This window comes from Streptomyces sp. NPDC014801, from assembly GCF_043082085.1.
Lineage (GTDB): Bacteria > Actinomycetota > Actinomycetes > Streptomycetales > Streptomycetaceae > Streptomyces.
Genome location: NZ_JBIBXG010000016.1, coordinates 1 through 18,993 on the forward strand (window position 1 = coordinate 1; position 18,993 = coordinate 18,993).

Sequence of the window (18,993 nt, forward strand, 5' to 3'; positions counted from 1 at the left end):
CGGACGGCCGAGCCGACCTCGACCACCTGGCCCATGTTCTCGTGTCCCAGGGTGCGGCCGGACTCGAAGGAGGTGCGGCCCTCGTACATGTGCAGATCCGAACCACAGATGTTGGTGGAGGTGATCTTGACGATGATGTCGCAGGGATGCTCGATCTTCGCGTCCGGTACATCCTTCACTGTGACCGTTCGCGGTCCTTCGTATACCGCTGCTTTCATGATGGCTTCTCTCGGTGTCACGGCATGACCGCGGCACAGCGATGATGAGACGGCGCAGAGAGCCTGACTCTCGGACGTGTTGCGACGGCGTCAGTGGCTCTGGCACGCCTCTGCGGGCCGTTCACCCGGATCAGGTGGAACGGTAATCCGGCCGCCGGCCTGCTCGGCGGGCTTCAGACTCCGGCGGCGTGCCGTGCGGGTGTCCGTCGGCCCCGACGCGAAACAACCACGCACCGATCGATGTGCACCGCTATCGGTTCAGGTCGAGGGCCGGTCACCCATGGTCGTCGTGGAGCCTGTCGCGACGTTCCTGTTCGCGCTTGGAGAAGGCGGCTGCCCGGATCGCCTCGTCGCTCTCGAAGCCCGATCCCAGCGCCCCGCCGACCGTGGCGATCGAAGCGACGAACCAGGACAGCTTCCAGTATGCGGTGGCGTGCAGCGGGGTCCGTGTCGTGGAGGCGAAGACGCTGTCGTTGAGGATGAACAGGGCCCACACCAAGTTGATGACGATCAAGCCCCCGTAGCAGACGAGCACCCCGATACCCACAGTCATGACCGTCGACGCGTTGTAGAGGCTCGTCCTCTTCCTCTCCTCCGGCGAGGTGTCTGTCGATCGATGCCACAGGTGCGCGTCCACGATCAACCAGCCGATCATGAGCGCGACGGACCCGACCATGGCGATCACCAGGCGTGGCGTAGTCAGGGCCACGGCCAGGCTCCAGAGGGTGGAGTTCACGCTGGCGATGACTCCCGTGGCGAGTGCGGCCGCCAGGGCTTTCGACAGACCCGGCACCAAGCGCCACGGCTCGTTGGCGCGGACCATACCTCCGAGCACCCTCAGGTAACCGCGCGGCCCGCTGACGACGTACCGCAGATCGGCGGCCTCCTCCTCACCGATCGGGCCCCGGTGAATCGGCGCGAAGCGGCTGGCGAAGCGTCCCAGCAGCTGAGGCCGGCGAGGCTCTTCAGTCCCGGTGGCGCGCTGACTCGCCAAGCTGAGCACGGTCTCCTCCACCGCCTGCCCGGCCCTTGTCCGAAGGCGCAGGCCCCCCAGCGGAGGAAGGGACAGCAGCGCCAAGCCGTCCTCATGACTCATATCCACCACGAGCTTGTGCCCGTGTGAGTGCAGCGGAAGGTCGGTGAGGGCGACGACGATGTCCCAGTTCTCCGCACGCCTGCGGTCCATGATCCTGCGCATCAACGTGGACAGGTCCTCGGTTCCTGCGGTGAAGGGCTCGCTGACCACCTCCACGTCGAACCGTCGCCCCCGGCCCGACTCGTCGGTGAGCCGAGCGGGAAGTATCCGAGCCAGGTGCTGCGCGATTTCCGTGGGCGCGTCCGGATCCGCCAGGAGAGCCACGACCGTAACGCCCTGCGACGTCTCCCGCATGACCGGACCCTCCTCGTCGGCTCCCCCCCCGGCGCTCACCAGTGCCCAGAATGTCCGCGATATAACGCCGCTGCCCATGCGACGACGGACGTCCATGCCCTGTTTCATACATGAATTGCGCAGCCTTGAGATGCTGAATCTTCACCAGTAAGTGCGCTGGAGGGCTGAGGCGATCGTCGGCGCGGTCACCGGCTCCGCTTCCACCCCGGACGCTGCCGCCCGGCCGGTCGACGATCAAGGCGGCTTCCAGAACGTCGGCCGCACCACGACCCTCGCCCGGGCCACGCCGGCCGGGGTGGCCGGGAAACCCTGCTGACGCGGGTTCAGCCCATGGAACGGGGCTGTCCGAGACGGGTTCGATGCTGTGATCGCAGAAGACACGACGAGAGGGCTGATCTTCTCCGACAGCGATTCCCAATTTCCTGCGGCCAAGTACACGGACCACTGGAAGCGGCACATCCAACTGAATCCGAAGGAAGACAACGTCTCCTACTTTTCGGTGAAGGTGCTGGTGAAAGGGAATTCTCAGGGCCATCCACCGGTGAGGCCCTGCCCCGCGCCGTCGTCAAGTGCCGCCACCGGTCCCGGTTCGTCCGGTGCCGCAGAGTCGGCGTGGGCTCGGAGAAGACTTCAAGGAACAGGTGAGAAGTCTCCAACGACAAGCAAACTTCTGATCAAGGTGTGGCACAGCGGGGCGGAGTAACGCACCAATTGGTCGCCGAATTACTCTTTTTGACGGCCCGTCTTGTCGTGCTCACAACTTATGCTCACCCACCGGTCCATCAAAGGATCTTCACAGGAGGTTGAGCGTGCGTCAGCACCTTCCCCCGTCGCCGGGCCGGCGGCGGGGGCTTTTCCGAAAAGTGGCGGCGCCACTGGCCGGTTCGCTGGCCTTTGCCCTGTCCGTCGCCGTCCTCGAAGGCAGCGAGACGGCCTTCGCCACACCCGCCCACTTCGCGTCCTCGGCCGTCACGACGGCCAGGCGCGGGGCGACCCAGGCGGCCGACGTGCCGTCGGCGCGGGTGGCGGCCCGGCTGTCGGGCAAGCGGGTCGAGGCCCTGTCGGAGCGTACCGAGACGTTCACGACGTGGGTCAACCCCAACGGGTCACTGACCACCGAGGTCGCGGCAGGACCGGTGCGGTTCCGGCGCGGCGGCAAGTGGGTCGACGTGGATCTGGACCTCGCGGCCCGCACCGACGGCACGATCGCACCCGCCGCCCACCCCCGCGGCCTGGTCCTCGGCGGGAAGGGCGGCTCCCGGCCCGCGTCGCTGAAGGCGGCCGGCACCGCCGCGGCGCGCACCCTGGTCACCCTCGGCCAAGGACAGGAGCAGGTCGAACTGCAGTGGAAGGGCGGCCTGCCCGCCCCTGTCCTGGACGGCCCCAGAGCCACCTACCGGGACGCCGTGCCCGGCGCGGACGTGGTGGTGGAAGCCACCCGGACGGGCTTCGAGCAGTACGTCACCATCAAGCAGCGCCCCGCCGCCGGCGGCTACGCCTACACCATGCCGTTGAAGGCCAAAGGCCTCAAGGCCAAGCAGCAGGCCGACGGCAGCGTGGTGTTCTCCGACGCCAGGACCGGCAAGCGACGCGCGGTGATGCCCGCTCCCGTGATGTGGGACGCCCGGGTGGACCCGGTCTCCGGCGAGCACACCCACCGGGCGAAGGTCGCGCTGAAAGTCGTTCAGCACGGTGCGGACATCGACCTCGTCTTCACCCCGGACGCCGGCTTCCTCGCCGACGCGGGGACGGCGTACCCCGTCACGGTGGACCCCTCCACGACGGCGCTGAGCAACGTCTTCGACACGTATGTGCAGCAGGGTGAGACGGTCGACTGGTCGGCCGACACCGAGCTGGACCTGGGCAACCCGGGCACGAAGAACGCCGACGGCACCCCTCGCACCGCCCGCTCCTTCATCACCTGGAATACCGCGCCGTTCTCCGACGCGCTGGTGTCGAAGGCGACGCTGTCGCTGTGGAACTTCCACTCGGGCAACACCGACTGCAAGGCCTACCCGTGGGAGGTGTGGGACACCGGCAAACCGTCCACGGCCTCCCGCTGGACCTCCCAGCCGGCCTGGAACCAGAAGTTCGCCACCTCCACAGCCACGACCGGCAACCCGGGCTGCTCCACGCAGCCGGACGGCTGGATCACCGCCGACGTCACCAACCTGGCGCAGACCTGGGCGTCGGCCAAGAACGCCACCTCGAACATGGGCCTGCGCGCCTCGGACGAGACCACGAGCGCGGCCTGGAAGCGGGTGAACTCCGCCAACGCCGCCTCCAACCCGCCCAAGCTGGTGGTCACCTACAACTACCGGCCGCGTACGGGCACGGACCGGCAGGCCGGCCCGCCCTTCTTCAAGGACTCCACGGGCACCTGGTACACGAACACCACCACGCCCACCCTGCGGGACACTTTCGCGGACCCGAACAACGACAAGGTGCAGGGTTTCTTCCAGATCGCGGACAACGCCACCGGTACGCAGGTGGGTTCGAACCTGTCGTCGGCGTTCGTCCCGGCCGGGCAGCCCGCGTCGGTGACCGTGCCGTCGGGTCTGCTGGCCAACGGCAAGACGTACAAGTTCCGCACCACCCCCTACGACGGGACCAGCTACAACCTCGGCTGGTCCGACTGGACCCCCTTCACCGTCGACACCTCCGCGCCTTCGGCACCCGCCTCGGTGAGCTCCACCGACTATCCGAGCGACCAGTGGGTGAAGGGCGCCGGCCAGCCCGGCAAGTTCACCGTCACGCCGCCCGCCGGTGACCAGAACGGCATCGAGTGGTCGCTGGACGGCTCCACCTGGACCAAGGTCCCGACCTCCGGCACCACCCCGGTCACCTTCTCCGTGACCCCGGCGAAGGCCGGCACCAACACCCTTCAGGTGCGGGCCACCGACAAGGCGGACAACAAGTCCGAGGCCGTCTCCTACACCTTCCACGTCGGTCCGGGCGGTGTCACGTCCCCCGACGACGGCACCCGCACGGCCGCCCGCGTTCCGCTGGCCGCCGAGGCCGACGGCTCGAAGTACGACCACGTCACCTTCTCCTGGCGGCGCGGCGACGCCGACACCTGGGCGCCGATCCCGGCCGGTGACGTCACCAACGGCGGCCAAGCGCTCGCCTCGTGGCCCCTGGCCCTGACCGGCGGCAAGAGCCCGAAGCTGACGTGGAACGCCACCAGCACGGTCAACCCCGACGGTGCCGTGCAGGTCCGCGCCGACTTCACCGGCCCGAACAGCGCCGCCACCTCCTCCGACCCGATCGGCGTGGTCGTCGACCGCTCCGCCGACGGCGCCGCCACGCAGTCCGTCGGCCCCGGCTCGGTGAACCTCCTCACCGGCGACTACACGCTCTCCGGCACCGACGCCTCCTTCTTCGGCATGTCGGTGTCCCGCACCGCCTCCTCCCGCAGTCCGCAGGCCGGGGCCGGCCAGGAGGGCCAGGCGCCGATCTTCGGCAAGGAGTGGCTGTCCGGCACGGTCGCCGAGGCGCTCGACTCCGACTACACGCAGATCGTGAAGACCTCGGCCACCTCGCTGGACGTGGCCACCGCGGACGGTGACACGATCACCTTCACCGCGAACGCGGCGAAGACCGGCTGGGTGCCCGAGCCGGGCTCGGAGGACCTCACCCTCACCGGGTCCTTCACCTCGGGCGACTTCACCCTGTCCGACACCGACGGCACCGTGACCACCTTCTCCAAGGTGAACTCCGCGGCGACGACGTGGACGGTGAGCAGCTCGCTGGCCGGCGGTCTGGCCAACTCCACCACCAAGGTGGTCTCCGAGGCCGTCACCGTCGGCGGCAAGACGCTGGCCCGCCCGAAGCGGATCATCGCCGCGACCACCGCCACCACCCTGGCCGCCTGCGACACCGACCCGTCCACCAAGGGCTGCCGGGTCCTGGAGTTCGTCTACCCGACGACCACCACGGCCACCACCACCTCCTTCGGGGACGTGGCCGGCCAGGTCTCGCAGATCAGGCTGTGGTCCACCGCCCCCGGCGCCTCCACGGCCACCGCCGTCGCCGTCGCCCAGTACGCCTACGACGACGCCGGCCGGCTGCGGGAGCAGTGGGACCCGCGCATCAGCCCGGCCCTGAAGACCACCTACGCCTACGACAGCGCCGGCCGGGTCACCACGCTGACCCCGCCCGGACAGCTGCCGTGGACCTTCACCTACGGGCAGGCCGGCTCCAACCCGGCGGCCGGCGACGGCATGCTGCTGAAGGCGTCCCGCGCCACGCTCGCCCCGGGCAGCGCGAGCCAGACCAACGGCACCGCCACCACCACCGTCGTCTACGGCGTACCGCTGAGCGGCGCCGCGGCCCCGGAGGACCTCGGCGCCGCCACGGTGGCCGGCTGGGGGCAGAGCGACCTGCCCACCGACGCCACCGCCGTCTTCCCCGCCGACCAGGTGCCCGCCTCCAGCGACGGCACCGCCCTGACCGCCGGTGACTACTCCCGGGCAGGCCTCCACTACCTGGACGCCTCCGGCCGCGAGGTCGACACCGCCTCCCCCGGCCACCACATCTCGGTGACCGAGTACGACCAGTTCGGCAACACGGTCCGTTCACTGACCGCGGCCAACCGCGAACTGGCCCTCGGCACCACCCAGGCGCAGCAGAACCAGCTGACCGACCTGGGCATCAACGCCCTGGCTTCCGCCGAGCGCGCCCAGCTGCTGTCGACCACCTCGGTCTACAGCGCCGACGGCCAGCGTGAGACCGACACCTACGGGCCGCTGCACCGGATCGCGCTCGCCGCCGACCTCACCAGTGGCACCACGACCCTCGCCACGGCCGGCAGCCAGATCATGGGCCGCCGGCACACCGTGAGGGAGTATGACGCCGGCCGTCCCACCGACGGCACCGCCACGGTCCGGAACCAGGTCACCAAGGAGACCGTCGGCGCCCAGCCGCGCTCGTGGCCCGACCTCACGGCCGACGCACGGGTCGTGGCGACCGCCTACGACTGGGCCAAGGGCCTGCCCACCTCCGTCACGAAGGATCCCGGCGGCCTGGCCCTCACCACCACCACCGGCTACGACGACCAGGGCCGGGTCACCTCGACCAACCAGCCCGCCTCCAGCGGGACGGACGCCGGCACGACGGTGACCACCTACTACACCGCGGACGGCACCGGCACCTGCGGCGGCCGTCCCGAGTGGGCCGACGCGGTCTGCCAGACCGGACCGGCCGCGGCCATCACCGGCGGCGGCTCCAACCCGGCCACACTGCCCACCAAGACCACCCAGTACGACCGCTGGGGCAACCCCACCACCGTCACCGAGACCTCCGGCGGCTCGACCCGCACCACCACCACCGCCTACGACGGCGCCGGCCGGCCGACCACGGTCACCGTCTCCGGCGGCCTGGGCGCCACCGTCCCGGCCGTGACCACCAGCTACGACAGCGCCACCGGCCAGGCCGTCAAGCAGACCTCCACCACCGGCGGCACCCTCACCAAGGCGTACGACCAGCTCGGCCGCCTGATCTCCTACACCGACGCCGACGGCGGGACGACCAGCACCCAGTACGACGCGCTGGACCGGCCCCTCAAGGTCACCGACAGCGTGCCGTCGACCACCACCTACACCTACGACACCACCGTCGACCCGCGCGGCCTGGCCACGTCGATGACCGACTCGGTCGCCGGCACCTTCACCGCCCGCTACGACGCCGACGGCGACCTCGCCACCGAGGGCCTTCCCGGCGGCTACACCATGACCGAGGAGCAGGACCCGAACGGCACGTCCACCAGCCGCACCTACACCCGCGACAGCGACGGCACCGTGCTGCTGTCCGACAGCGTCAGCACCACCGTCCAGGGCCAGTGGGCCACCCACACCGGCACCCCCGGCGTCACCTCGTCCCAGACCTACGCCTACGACAAGGCCGGACGCCTGACCCAGGTGCAGGACACCACGCCCGACGCGGTGTGCACGACCCGCGCCTACACCTTCGACAAGAACACCAACCGCAAGACGCTGGCCACCTCCGCCGCCGCCGTCGGCGCGGACTGCACCACCACCGGCGCCACCACCACGTCGTACACCTACGACACCGCCGACCGGCTGGTGAACAGCGGCTACACCTACGACGCCTTCGGCCGCACCACCGCCCTGCCCGGATCGACGATCGGCTACTACGCCAACGACCTCGTCCAGCAGCAGACCGCCGGCACCCAGCGCCAGACCTGGACCCTGGACTCCGCCCTGCGCCCGCGCGGCTTCACCACCGAGAGCAACGCCTCCGGCAGCTGGACCCAGACCTCGTCCAAGCTCAACCACTACGACTCCGATTCCGACGACCCGCGCTGGGTGGTGGAGGACACCTCCAGCGGAGCCGTGACCCGCAACGTCGACGGACTCGACGGCAACCTCGTCGCCACCACCACCGACAGCGGCGACACGGTTCTGGAGCTGGCGAACCTGCACGGCGACACGGCCCTGATGCTGCCGGCCGACACCTCCGTAGCGCCGACCGTCCTCGACTACGACGAGTACGGCAACCCGCGCGCCGACCAGCCCGCCACCCGCTACGGATGGCTCGGCGCCGAGCAGCGCTCCAGCGAGACCCCGACCGGGCTCACGCTCATGGGGGTCCGCCTCTACAACTCCGCCACCGGACGCTTCCTGTCCGTAGACCCCGTCCCCGGCGGCTCGGCGAACGCCTACGACTACGTCGCGCAGGACCCGGTCAACGCCACCGACCTCGACGGCCGCTGCTTCTGGGACGGTTGCGTGGCCGAGGGATACGGCGCCTACCTGCTCGGTGCCGCCGCGGTCGGCGGGGCATACTGGCTCTACAAGCACCCGGTCCACGTCAGCTGGCACGTGAGCTGGCACTGGCACTGGCACTGGCACTTCTTCAAGGCGAAGAAGAACAAGTCGAACGGCGGTAAGCGCTACAAGTCCCGCAAGGAAGCCGAGTCGAGGGCGCGCGAGGACGCCAGGCGCGGTGGACGGTGCCGGTTCAGGGGACCGTGCCGCAAGGGCAACCACGTGCACGTCGACTACTACAACAAGTGGGGCGAGATCTCCCACACGGAGCACTACGGATGGTAGACCGCAGCCATGGCTGAAGAGACGGCGGACGACCTGCTCTCCCTCGCCGACGCCCTCGCGGACGCGGTGCGGGCGCACGCACTCCAACTGCACAGCGACCCGGACGACTCGGTGGCCGTCATGTCGGCGGTCAACGGGCTGACGCAGGCGGTGCAGAGATACGCGGACGCCTGCTTCACGGAAACCCGCTGGGGAAACCCGTTCGCGGTCCGGACGGAGAAGGACGAATCCGCCCCCGAGAAAACCCCGAAGGGAAAGCAGCCCGCTGTGGTCACCGTGGAGGCGACCTATCGCATCGGCGTACGGGACATGAAGGCCGCGCAGAACCTTCTGACGCGCCGCGGCGCGTCGGCGGACCCCTGCTCGCCCGACGTCCTGGACAACCCGGTCGACGTCGTGACCGCGCTGTTCCTCGACGACGGCTGGAACCCCTCCCGGTACGACCAGTCCGTGATCGAACTGATCGACGAGGAGTGGACCTGCAAGCCCCAGCCGGCACCACGAAGGAGTAAGTGAGGAAGCGGCCGAGCCACAAGCACGGCCGACTGAAGAGCGAGGCCGCGCGGTAGGTCGCGGCTGAATGAAAAGGTGCCCGGTGCCCTGCCCGAAGAGGCGGACACCGGGCACCTGCATTGCGCCCGCATCATGCGTTCGCGTGGTCGTCGCGGGCGACGGCGGTGGAGCCGGGCTCGGTCTGCGCGGCGGGCCCGGCTGCGTGTCCAGCCCGCGTCGCCGGCGTCGGCCAGCCGCAACCGAAGGCGGCTTCCACGAAGCACTGGTGGTACGCCGCCTCCGCTCCCTGGCGCAGGGCGTCCCGCAGGGCCGCCGGGGCCGGTGGCACCTGCCGGGACCATCCGTCGCGCAGCAGTGACACGGCGAACCCGGCGAGAAAGGCGTCTCCGCAGCCCATCGTGTCGGAGACGGAGTCGGGGTCCGCGGCGCGGGCCGGCGCGGCGGCCGTGGTCCGGCCGTCGTACGCGATCGCCCCGTGCAGGCCACGGGTGGCCAGCGCCATACCGGCCCCCCGGTCCACGGCCTCGGCGAGCAGGGCCCGGGTGGCGGCCTCGTCCAGGTGTGAGCACGACAGCAGCGCGAGGTCCACGTGCGGGCAGACGCGGTCGAGATAAGCGGGTGTGCGGAACTCCTCCTCGTCGGAGAAGTCGAAACTGAGCAGTGGGCCGGCCGTCGCGAGCAGGGGGAGTTCGGCCTCGGTGCCGGAGTAGACGCTGGAGTGCACCAGGCTGAAGGAGGCCGCGTACGCCAGCAGGTCGGGGGTGAGGTGGAGAGGGGCGTGGACGGCTTCACCACCGGGCCGGTAATCGAGGAAGACCCGGTCGCCGTCCCGGACGCGCAAGGTGGAGACCGAGGTCGCGCCGTGGCGCACGACGCTGTGGTCCGCGGTGACGCCCTGCGTCGCCACGGCCGCGCGGAGTCTGCTGCCGAGGTCGTCGTCACCGAACACCCCCAGATAGGCGGCGTCCAGGCCGAGCCGGCGGGCGTAGACGGCGACGTTGACGCAGTTGCCGCCGGGGTAGTCGGTGCCGCGGTCCACGAAGCGGTCGATCGTGTTGTCACCGAAACCGAGGACGTTCATCAGGGTCTCCCGAGGTGCGGGCGCGGTGCGCGCGGACACGGCGCCCGCCGTGGGCGCGCCGGTGCCGGGGCACCGGCGCGCGGGGCGGATGGACGAGGGGGAACCGGCCGGAGGGTTCAGTAGTCCATGACGCGGTAGTAGCGGCGCAGGTCGAGCGAGTGGTCGCGGACCCGCTCGAGGTGCTTGCTGACCCGGTCCATCACCGTGTCGAGCACCAGCGGGGCGAGCAGTCCGCGGAACTCGGGGCTGATGCCCTCCAGGGGATAGTCGCGGGTGTCGAAGACGGTGACGTCCTTGGAGACCCGCTTGGCGAAGGCTTCGGCCCGGTCGGTCAGCGCCCGGGTCTCGTCCTCACCCTGGAAGACGATGACGCTGGTGTTCTCCTCCAGCAGCTCCAGCGAGCCGTGGAAGAACTCCGCGCTGTGCACACGCGTCGTGCGCAGCCACTGCATCTCCTCGAGGATGCACATGGAGTACAGGTAGGTGAATCCCCACAGGTTCCCGCCGCCGATGAGGAAGTGGTAGTCGGTGTCCTTGTGGGCCTCGGCGAAGTCGGACGCCACCGGCTCGGCCTGCCGGGCGACGTCGACCAGGACGCGGGGCAGGACGCCGAGTTCGTCGGCGAGGCGCTCGTAGCCCTCGAACTCGCCCCGGCGGGACAGCAGTCGGCCCATGAACAGCAGCAACTGGACGTCGAACGGCCAGGCCTTGGGCTCGGAGATCAGCGCGTTGTCGACGCTCTGGGCGACGGGAGAGTCGGGGTAACCGGTGAAGCCGATCGTGTGGGCGCCCCGGGACTTGCAGTAGTCGATGGCGCGGAGGCTGTCGTCGGTGGTGCCGGAGACGGAGGTGAAGACGGCGATGGTGCGCTCGCCGAGGCGGGCGTCGCCGGAGACGACGAGTTCGGCGGCGACGGCCGCCCGGACGGGCAGCACCGAGGTGCGCCGGGCGAGGTGCTCGTAGGGCCACATCTGCGCGTACGTGCCGCCGGCGCCCACGAGGAGGACGTTGTCGTAGCCCTCGTCGGCCAGACGGTCGACGAGCTTCTCGATCTGGGGGCGGAGCGCCAGCAGGCTTTCCGTCTGGGAGACGAACTCGGCTTCGTTGAACTTGAGCACGGTGATGACTTCCTCGAGGATTGTTCCGCACCGGCCGGCGGGTGCCGGTGAGCCGGTGTTTCGGGGGGCGCGGGGACCGGAGCGGGTCAGGCCGCGCGACGCCGGGAGAACAGCACGTTCGCTCCGGCGATGATCAGACCGCCGACGAAGATCAGCGTTCCCATGACGTTGACCTGCGGGGGCACGCCGGTACGGCTGGCGCTGTACACCCACAGCGGGAACGTGACCGTACGGCCGGCGTTGAAGCTGGTGATGACGTAGTCGTCGACGGACAGGGCGAAGCAGAGCAGGGCGCCGGATGCCACGCCGGGCAGCAGCATCGGCAGGGTGACCAGCCGGAACGCTGTCCACGGGCCGGCTCCCAGGTCGCGGGCGGCCTCCTCGAGCGTCGGGTCGTGCCCCGCCATGCGCGCCCGTACGGTGATGGCGACATAGGGGATGCAGAAGGCCACGTGCGCGATGACGATCGTCCAGTAACCGCGAGGCACGCCCAGCACGATGAACAGCGACAGCAGCGCGGCGCCGAGGGCGATTTCGGGAGCCGCGATGGCGGCGAACATCAGCAGGTCCACCGAGCTGCGGCCGCGGAAGCGGTACCGGCCGAGCGCCAGCCCGATCGGGGTGCCCAGGAGGGTGGCGACGACGGCGACGACCAGGGCGATGGTGAGGCTGTTGACCAGGGCGGAGGTCAGGTTGGGGATGGCGAACAGGTGCCGGTACCAGTTCAGGGTGAAGCCCTGCCAGGTGAAGTTCACCTTGCTGCCGGTGTCGTTGAACCCGAAGAGGATCATGACCGCGATCGGCAGCAGCAGCCAGGCCAGCACCAGAGCGGTGTACAGGGTCAGCGCGGGGCGGCGCCGCGGGCGCAGGGTGGGCCGGGTGCGCGGTGCGGCGGGCGCGGGGGCCACGGGGGCGGCGGTGGTGGTGGTCATCGCGCGGCCGCCTCCAGGACCTCGTCGGTGCCCAGGGCCCGGGCGTAGGTGAACACGGCCAGCAGCAGCGCGCCCATGAGGACGAAGGACAGGGCGGAGGCGCCGGGGTAGTCGAGGTTGGTGAAGTACTCGGTCTGGATGATGTTGCCGATCATCGTCGTCGAGGGGCCGCCGAGGATGCCGGCGTTCACGTAGTCGGCGCAGGCCGGTACGAACGTCAGCAGCACGCCGGCGAAGACGCCGGGCAGGGACAGCGGCAGCACCACGCGCAGGAAGGTCTGCGCCCGGGAGGCGTACAGGTCGGTGGAGGCCTCGATCACCTTGGGATCGACCCTTTCCAGGGCCACGTACACGGGCAGCACCATGAACGGCAGGAAGTTGTAGGTCAGGCCGCCGATCACCGCGTAGGGCGTGGCCAGCAGGTGGAAGCCGGCCGGGAGCAGGCCGATGTCCTTCAGCGGTCCGAGCAGGACGCCGTGGTCGGCGAGCACCACGTTCCAGGACTGGGTGCGGATGACGAAGGACACGAAGAACGGCAGCAGGAGCAGGAAGAGGAACACCGACTTGTGCCGGCCGGCCCGGAAGGCGATCCAGTAGGCCACCGGGTAGCCGACGACGGCGCAGGCGAGGGTCGCCGCGGCGCCGTAGACCAGGGACCGGACCAGTTGCACGTGGTAGGTGCGGACCACGTCGGCGTAGGTGCTGAAGTGGAACGTCTGGCGGAAGCCGTCGATGAAGTTGCCGGTCTGCAGCGACAGCGACACCATCACGATCACGGGGGTGACGAAGAAGGCCGCCAGCCACAGCCAGCCCGGAAGGATCATCAGATAGGGGCCGAGTGCCTCCCCGGGGCGACGGCGGCGCCGGGTCAGGCCTGGTAGATCGGTTCGAACAGCGCGTTCCACTGCTTCTCCTCCTCTTCGTCGAGCACCCGCAGACGGCGCAGCTTCGACTGGTCGGCCTCGGTCGGGAAGACCAGGGGGCTGGTGCTCATGGCGTCCAGCACGGTGCGCCGCTTGCCGGTGGCGGCGTCCGCGTCGCGTGCGACGACCCGTTGCGCGGCGGGCACGGGGCAGACGAACTGCACGGTCTCGCTGATCTTCGCGGCGACCTCGGGCCGGTAGACGTAGTCCATGTAGGTCAGGGCGTCGACGGGGTGGGTGGCTGTCGACGGGATGCAGAGGTTGTCGGTCCACAGCAGACCGCCCTCGTCCGGGATGACGAACTCCAGTCGCGAGCCGCTCTGGTTGGCCTGGAAGACGTCGCCCGAGTACACGAGCGAGGCCGCGAGGTCGCCGCGCTGGAGGGAGGACTGGTAGGTCGCGGTGGAGTAGGAGCGGACCATGCCGGCGTCGCGCTGCTTGCGCAGCCAGGCCGCCGCCTTGCGCCAGTCGGCATGGGTGGACGTCTCCGGGTCCACCCCGACGGCCAGCAGCGCGATGTTGCCCATCTGCACGGCGTCGTTCCACATGCCGACTCTGCCGCGCAGCTTGGGGTCGAGCAGGTCCTGCCAACTGGTGATCTTCCGGCCGACCCGGGCCGGGTCGTAGCCGATGCCGGTCATGCCGGACTGCCAGGGGACGGTGTAGACGTTGCCGTGGTCGAACGACGTGTTCTTGAACGCGGCTCCGCCGTACCGTGCGAAGTTGGGCAGGCGGCTGTGGTCGAGCGGGGCCAGGTAGCCGAGTTCGATGTACTTGCCGAGGTAGCTGTCGCCGCCGACGACCATCAGGTCGTAGCCGATGCCCTGGCCGGACGCGAACTCCGGCTGGATCTTGCCGAACCAGGAGGCGCTGTCGTCGATCAGCTCGTTGTACGCGACCTGGATGCCGCTCTCGCGGGTGAAGGCGTCGAGGGTGGGGTGCTTGCTCTGGTCGGCCGGGTCGACGTCGATGTACTGCGTGTAGTTGACGAAGTCCAGCTTCCCGGCCCGCTTCTTGCCGGTCCAGAAGTCGGTGACGGCGGCGGCGATCTCCGCTTTGCCGGTGGGGACGTGCACCCGGGCGCCGGGGACGCTGCAGGCGGCGAGGGGGGCCAGCGCGGCGGCGCCGGCAGCGGCGCGCAGCAGGCTGCGCCGCGTCATGCCCCGCGGGGCCAGTGCGCGCCGCTGGGGTGCGAAGGGGGTGGAGTGCTCGGGCATGGTGGTCGGTCCGCCTGTCGTCAGCGCGAGGTGAGGGAAACCGGGTCCGCGGCGGCGGTCGCCGCAGGGGCGGGGGCGGTGGTGAGCAGGTAGGAGTGGTCGGTGGCCCAGGACAGCCAGACCGTGTCGCCGCGGGAAGGGGACGCGCAGGCGGTGCCGTCGTTGGGCTGGAAGACCGTCATCTCCGCGCCGGCGCCGGTGTCCACCGTGTAGCTGGTGGAGGTGCCGAGGTAGACCACCTCCCGGACGGTGCCGCGGACCCGGCTGGCGGTGTCGGCCGGCTCGGTGGTCAGTGTGATCTTCTCCGGCCGCACGGTGAGTTCGACGGCGTCGCCGGCGGCGAGGGAACCGCGCAGCGGGACCGTGACGCGCTGGCCGTCGCCGAGGTCGAGCACTCCGGTCCCGGCCGCCACGGAGGTCAGCCGGCCGCCGATCAGGTTGGAGGTGCCGATGAACCCGGCGACGAACGCCGTGGCGGGCCGCTCGTACACCTGCTGCGGCGGGCCCACCTGTTCGACCAGGCCCTGGTTCATCACCGCGATCCGGTCGGACATGGTCAGCGCCTCGGCCTGGTCGTGCGTGACGTAGATGAAGGTGATGCCGACCTCGCGCTGGATGCGCTTGAGTTCCAGCTGCATGGTCTGGCGGAGCTTGAGGTCCAGGGCGCCGAGGGGTTCGTCCAGGAGCAGCGCGCGAGGACGGTTGACGAGGGCGCGGGCCAGGGCGACGCGCTGCTGCTGACCGCCGGAGAGCTGACGGGGGCGGCGGTCGGCCTTGTCGGAGAGTTCGACGGTGCGCAGGATCTTCTCGACCCGGTCGCGGAGTTCCTCCTTGGGCACGCGCTTGCGGCGCAGTCCGAACGCCACGTTGTCGGCGACGCTCAGGTGCGGGAAGAGGGCGTACGACTGGAACACCATGTTGATGTCACGCCTGTTGGCGGGCACCCCGACCATGTCGCGGCCGTGCAGCAGGATCTGCCCCGACGTCGGCTCCTCGAAGCCGGCGATCATCCGCAGGGTGGTGGTCTTGCCGCAGCCGGAGGGGCCGAGGAGTGAGAAGAACTCGCCCTCGCCGATGTCGAGGCTGACGCCGCGGACGACCGCCGCGTCCCGGGCGCCGGCGCCGCCGAAGTCCTTGACCACATCGACGAGGCTGATGGCAGGGCCAGCGGACGTCGGCGGCGAGAGGGTGTCGGTTGCCATCCGTGGTACCTCCGGTGTTCGGGGCGTGGGATCGGGGCGGCCGCGGGCCGGGGGGCCGGCGCGGCAGGCCGGGAAGGGCGGGACAGGGTGGCGTCGGCGCGGATTGATAACGTTACCAACGAGCACCGACCTTACCCACGGACAGGCATCGCCCGTCAATGGTTGAATGGCCTCGAATTTTCATCGGCCGGTTCCCCGGCCTCCGCCGAGCCGTCACTCACGAGAGACCACCCATGAGCAACACCCCACGGCCGCCGCGTCGCGTCACCATCCCCGACGTCGCCCGGCACGCCGGCGTGGGACAGGCCACCGCCGCCCGCGTCCTGGGCGGGTACGGCTCGTCCAGCGCGGCCACCCGGGAGCGGGTGCTGGCCGCCGCCGCGGAACTGGGTTACAGCACCAACGCGGTGGCCCGGAGCATGATCAGCGGACGCACCCACACCCTGGGCGTGGTCGTCGCGGACGTGGAGAACGCCTACTTCGCCCGTGCGGTGCGCGGCGTCACGGACGTCGCGGCCAAGGCCGGCCTCCAGGTCGTCCTCGCCAACAGCGACGAGAAGGGCGACACCGAGAAGTCCGCGGTGCAGATGTTCATCGAGCGGCGGGTGGACGGTCTGGTCGTGGCTCCTGCCGCGGCCGACCACGACCACCTCGACAAGGCCGTCGCCGCGGGCATCCCCGTGGTCCTGCTGGACCGTGCCCTCAGCGGCGCCGCGCTGGACACGGTCGTCGTGGACAACCGCGGCGCCGCCAAGGCCGCGGTCTCCCGGTTCACCGAGGCGGGGCACACCCGCATCGCCGTGGTCACCTCGGCCTCCCCCGACGAGAACGCCACGCAGCTCGCGCCCGGCGCGGACATCTGGACCACGACCGAGCGGCTCACCGGCTACCGGCAGGCGCTGCGCGCGGCGGGCATCCCGCGCGGCGCGGAGCTGATTCGGCACACCGGGTACGACCGGACCTGGGCCCGGTCGGCCGTACTGGAGCTGATGAGCTCCCCCGACCGGCCCACCGCGCTGTTCACCACCGACAACGTGGCCACCCTCGGCGCCCTGGACGCCCTGCTCGACCTCGACGCCCGCATTCCCGGCGACGTCTCGGTCATCGGTTTCGACGACGCCGAGTGGGCCACCCTCGTCCGGCCGAGACTGAGCGTGGTCAGCCAGCCGGTGCAGGAGCTGGGCGGGCTGGCGGCGGACATCCTGGTACGTCGTATCAACGGCTCCACGGCCCGCCCCCGCAGACACACCCTGCGCGCCACCTACGTCTCTCGCGAGTCCACCGGCCCCGTGCCCGAGCGGGTCCGGCCGCTGCGGTTCCCGGGGGCGTGACGGGCCCGCGGGCGCGGCCCTGCACGACCGGCTCCGTGCCGCCGCGCCGGGCGCGACGCGGCCGGGCAGTGGGAGCCGGCCACGCCCCCCTCCGGGAGCTGACCGACGCAGGCCGCTTCGGTGAGCGGCCCGGGGACTGTACGGCAGAGGGCGCATCGGCGCTTCCGTTCACCCGCCCGCAGCCCATGGTCTGGCGCCCGGAGCGGCGGCGCCCGAGGTCACAGGGCGATGGACGGCCTCGGTCCGCGCAGGACGCACCGACTGCGGCCCTTACGGGTGCTGCTACACGTACTGGCGCCTGTAGTGCCGACGACATCGCGGCCGCCCGCCGTCAGGACACCTGACAGCGGGCGGTCGCGTTGTGCGTGCGCCGGCTCAGGCCGGCGGCGCGCTCTTCGTCGATTCGGCCGCCGGTTCGCTGCGCTCGCGGCGGGCCACGGCCACGCCGGCTGCGCCGACGATCAGCAGGACGGCGACGGTGCCGAGGGTGAAGGTCTCGAACGCGGCGCGGGAGACACCCCAGACGTCTTGGAAGACGTAGTGGATGCCGAAGAGCTGCTCGAGGACGCCGGGGAAGAGCGCTGACCACGACCCGATGAGGATCCACGCGTAGACCAGGGCCGCGCAGCACAGGAAGCCGCGGGTGCCGAAGGGGACGCGGTAGGGCCGTGGGACGTCCGGGCGCCCGATCCGGAGCAGCACGAGCGCGGGGATGACGACCAGATAGGACAGCAGCAGAGTCGTGACCGCGACGGTGAGCACCACGGCGAACACGTCGGCCGCGTCGCCGTTCGCGAAGCGCATGGCGGCGAGCATGAACACCGTGGCCACGGCGCCGGAGAGCAGGTTGGTGCGCACGGGCGTACCGAGCCGTGGGTGGAAGGTGCCGAGGGCGCGGGTGAAAAAGCCTCCGTCGGCGGCAGCCATGGCCTGCATGCGGTCGCTGACGATCATCCAGGCACTGCCCTGGGTGAGCAGGGCGAGGACGAACATCACGGCGGTGATCGTCAGCAGGGGGCCGGCCGCGCCGCCGTAGACGCCGAAGACGAGGCGGGCGCCTTCCATGAAGCCGCCGATGCCGGTGACCTGGTGGGCGGGTACGACGGCGAGGAGGGCGAGGACCGGCAGAAGGTAGCAGCAGGCGGCGACCGCGGCGGAGCGGCCGAGGGCGGCGGGCACGTCGCGTTGTGGGTCGTGCATCTCCTCTCCGGCCGCGTTGGGTGCTTCGAAGCCGACGTAGGCGAAGAGCAGGATCGGTACGAGGGCGAGGAAGCCGGCCGTCGTCGGGGTGAAGCTGGTGCCGGTCAGGCCGTGGAAGCCGTGCCGTATCCCGTAGAGGACCGCGGTGAGGGTGAACACGGCGAGGGCGAAGACCTTCATCGCCGCGCCGGCCGTGGTGATCCATTTGCCACGGCGCAGGGAGACGATGGCCGTGAGGATGGCGATCCAGACGAACAGCAGCTTGAAGGTGTAGTCGGCCGGCGTGCCCGAGCCCAGGTGGAAGACGAAGCCGTCCCAGGTCTCCGCGGCGAGGAAGACCAGGGAGCCGCCCAGCCAGATCGGGTTGGTGACCCAGTACATGAGGGTGGTGAGCGCGGCCGCCGGGCGGCCCAGCGCGAGCTTGACCCACACGTACGGGCCGCCTTCCTGGGGGAACGCGGCGCCGGTCTCAGCGAACAGCAGGGCGTAGGGGATGAGGAAGAACAGGGCAATGGCCGCCGTCCAGGTGGCGGCCTCGCCGCCGCCGGTGGCGATCTGCCCGACGGTGTCGAAGGAGATCACCGCGGCGATGGCGAGGGCGGTGATGTCGAAGCGCTTGAGACTGCGCTGCAGGGCACCGGTCTCGGGCCGGGAGGCGCGTGGGTTGGTCGTCGAGAGGTCGGAGGACACGGGCAGTTCCTAGGAGGGAGAGGAGTAACTGCGAGGTGGCGCCCGCAGGGCGCCGCTACGGTGTGGGGTCCGTGTCGGATGGTGCGGGGCGGAAAGGCCCGGCCT

The 18,993-nt window shown here is 70.5% G+C and carries 13 protein-coding genes; 4 read left to right on the forward strand and 9 right to left on the reverse strand.

Features of this window, described 5'->3' with window-relative positions; translation table 11 throughout:
• On the reverse strand, positions 1–218 hold a 218-nt coding region (locus ACF1AL_RS33665), incomplete at its 3' end, for an alcohol dehydrogenase catalytic domain-containing protein (RefSeq protein ID WP_391828538.1).
• Between the two features lie 274 nt (positions 219–492).
• On the reverse strand, positions 493–1,608 hold the full coding sequence (locus ACF1AL_RS33670) for a hypothetical protein (RefSeq protein ID WP_391780765.1): 1,116 nt from the start codon (positions 1,606–1,608) through the stop codon (positions 493–495).
• Positions 1,609–1,759: 151 nt separating this feature from the next.
• Between ACF1AL_RS33670 and ACF1AL_RS33675 the strand changes: the two genes are divergently transcribed.
• The 3 genes from ACF1AL_RS33675 to ACF1AL_RS33685 all read left to right on the forward strand — a co-directional run bounded on the left by ACF1AL_RS33675 (position 1,760) and on the right by ACF1AL_RS33685 (position 9,197).
• Positions 1,760–1,924: a hypothetical protein gene (locus tag ACF1AL_RS33675; RefSeq protein WP_391780764.1), complete on the forward strand. Its 165-nt coding sequence runs from the start codon at positions 1,760–1,762 to the stop codon at positions 1,922–1,924.
• A 583-nt stretch (positions 1,925–2,507) separates the two neighbouring features.
• Positions 2,508–8,681 carry a DNRLRE domain-containing protein gene (locus ACF1AL_RS33680; protein ID WP_391780890.1) on the forward strand — a complete coding sequence of 2,058 codons (6,174 nt, stop codon included), beginning with the start codon at positions 2,508–2,510 and terminating at the stop codon, positions 8,679–8,681.
• Between the two features lie 9 nt (positions 8,682–8,690).
• Positions 8,691–9,197, forward strand: coding sequence for a hypothetical protein (locus tag ACF1AL_RS33685; protein WP_366841430.1), 507 nt, complete (start codon positions 8,691–8,693; stop codon positions 9,195–9,197).
• Positions 9,198–9,324: 127 nt separating this feature from the next.
• Here the strand turns inward: ACF1AL_RS33685 and ACF1AL_RS33690 are convergent, their stop codons facing one another.
• The 6 genes from ACF1AL_RS33690 to ACF1AL_RS33715 all read right to left on the reverse strand — a co-directional run bounded on the left by ACF1AL_RS33690 (position 9,325) and on the right by ACF1AL_RS33715 (position 15,667).
• The gene (locus ACF1AL_RS33690; protein WP_391780763.1) at positions 9,325–10,275 is read right to left on the reverse strand and encodes a PfkB family carbohydrate kinase; all 951 of its coding nucleotides are present in this window, start codon (positions 10,273–10,275) and stop codon (positions 9,325–9,327) included.
• A gap of 116 nt (positions 10,276–10,391) precedes the next feature.
• A complete protein-coding gene (locus ACF1AL_RS33695) occupies positions 10,392–11,393 on the reverse strand; it encodes an SIS domain-containing protein (protein WP_391777914.1) in 1,002 nt (333 codons plus the stop codon).
• 86 nt (positions 11,394–11,479) lie between these two features.
• Entirely contained in the window at positions 11,480–12,325 is an 846-nt protein-coding gene (locus ACF1AL_RS33700; RefSeq protein ID WP_391777913.1) for an ABC transporter permease, read from the reverse strand.
• Positions 12,322–13,149: an ABC transporter permease gene (locus tag ACF1AL_RS33705; protein ID WP_366841426.1), complete on the reverse strand. Its 828-nt coding sequence runs from the start codon at positions 13,147–13,149 to the stop codon at positions 12,322–12,324. The genes ACF1AL_RS33700 and ACF1AL_RS33705 overlap by 4 nt, the downstream gene beginning before the upstream one ends.
• Before the next feature lie 44 nt (positions 13,150–13,193).
• Positions 13,194–14,465, reverse strand: coding sequence for a spermidine/putrescine ABC transporter substrate-binding protein (locus ACF1AL_RS33710; RefSeq protein WP_391777912.1), 1,272 nt, complete (start codon positions 14,463–14,465; stop codon positions 13,194–13,196).
• A gap of 20 nt (positions 14,466–14,485) precedes the next feature.
• A complete protein-coding gene (locus ACF1AL_RS33715) occupies positions 14,486–15,667 on the reverse strand; it encodes an ABC transporter ATP-binding protein (RefSeq protein ID WP_391707011.1) in 1,182 nt (393 codons plus the stop codon).
• A 233-nt stretch (positions 15,668–15,900) separates the two neighbouring features.
• Between ACF1AL_RS33715 and ACF1AL_RS33720 the strand changes: the two genes are divergently transcribed.
• A complete protein-coding gene (locus ACF1AL_RS33720) occupies positions 15,901–16,998 on the forward strand; it encodes a LacI family DNA-binding transcriptional regulator (RefSeq protein WP_384214564.1) in 1,098 nt (365 codons plus the stop codon).
• Between the two features lie 375 nt (positions 16,999–17,373).
• Here ACF1AL_RS33720 and ACF1AL_RS33725 read toward each other — a convergent pair whose 3' ends face one another.
• Positions 17,374–18,888: an APC family permease gene (locus tag ACF1AL_RS33725; RefSeq protein WP_391777911.1), complete on the reverse strand. Its 1,515-nt coding sequence runs from the start codon at positions 18,886–18,888 to the stop codon at positions 17,374–17,376.
• Positions 18,889–18,993: the final 105 nt, after the last annotated feature.

Coding starts and splice junctions, on each gene's coding strand:
- ACF1AL_RS33670 (WP_391780765.1), bottom strand. CDS start 1,608: ATGCGGGAGACGTCGCAGGGCGTTACGGTCGTGGCTCTCCTGGCGGAT.
- ACF1AL_RS33685 (WP_366841430.1), top strand. CDS start 8,691: ATGGCTGAAGAGACGGCGGACGACCTGCTCTCCCTCGCCGACGCCCTC.
- ACF1AL_RS33690 (WP_391780763.1), bottom strand. CDS start 10,275: ATGAACGTCCTCGGTTTCGGTGACAACACGATCGACCGCTTCGTGGAC.
- ACF1AL_RS33700 (WP_391777913.1), bottom strand. CDS start 12,325: ATGACCACCACCACCGCCGCCCCCGTGGCCCCCGCGCCCGCCGCACCG.
- ACF1AL_RS33705 (WP_366841426.1), bottom strand. CDS start 13,149: ATGATCCTTCCGGGCTGGCTGTGGCTGGCGGCCTTCTTCGTCACCCCC.
- ACF1AL_RS33710 (WP_391777912.1), bottom strand. CDS start 14,465: ATGCCCGAGCACTCCACCCCCTTCGCACCCCAGCGGCGCGCACTGGCC.
- ACF1AL_RS33715 (WP_391707011.1), bottom strand. CDS start 15,667: ATGGCAACCGACACCCTCTCGCCGCCGACGTCCGCTGGCCCTGCCATC.
- ACF1AL_RS33720 (WP_384214564.1), top strand. CDS start 15,901: ATGAGCAACACCCCACGGCCGCCGCGTCGCGTCACCATCCCCGACGTC.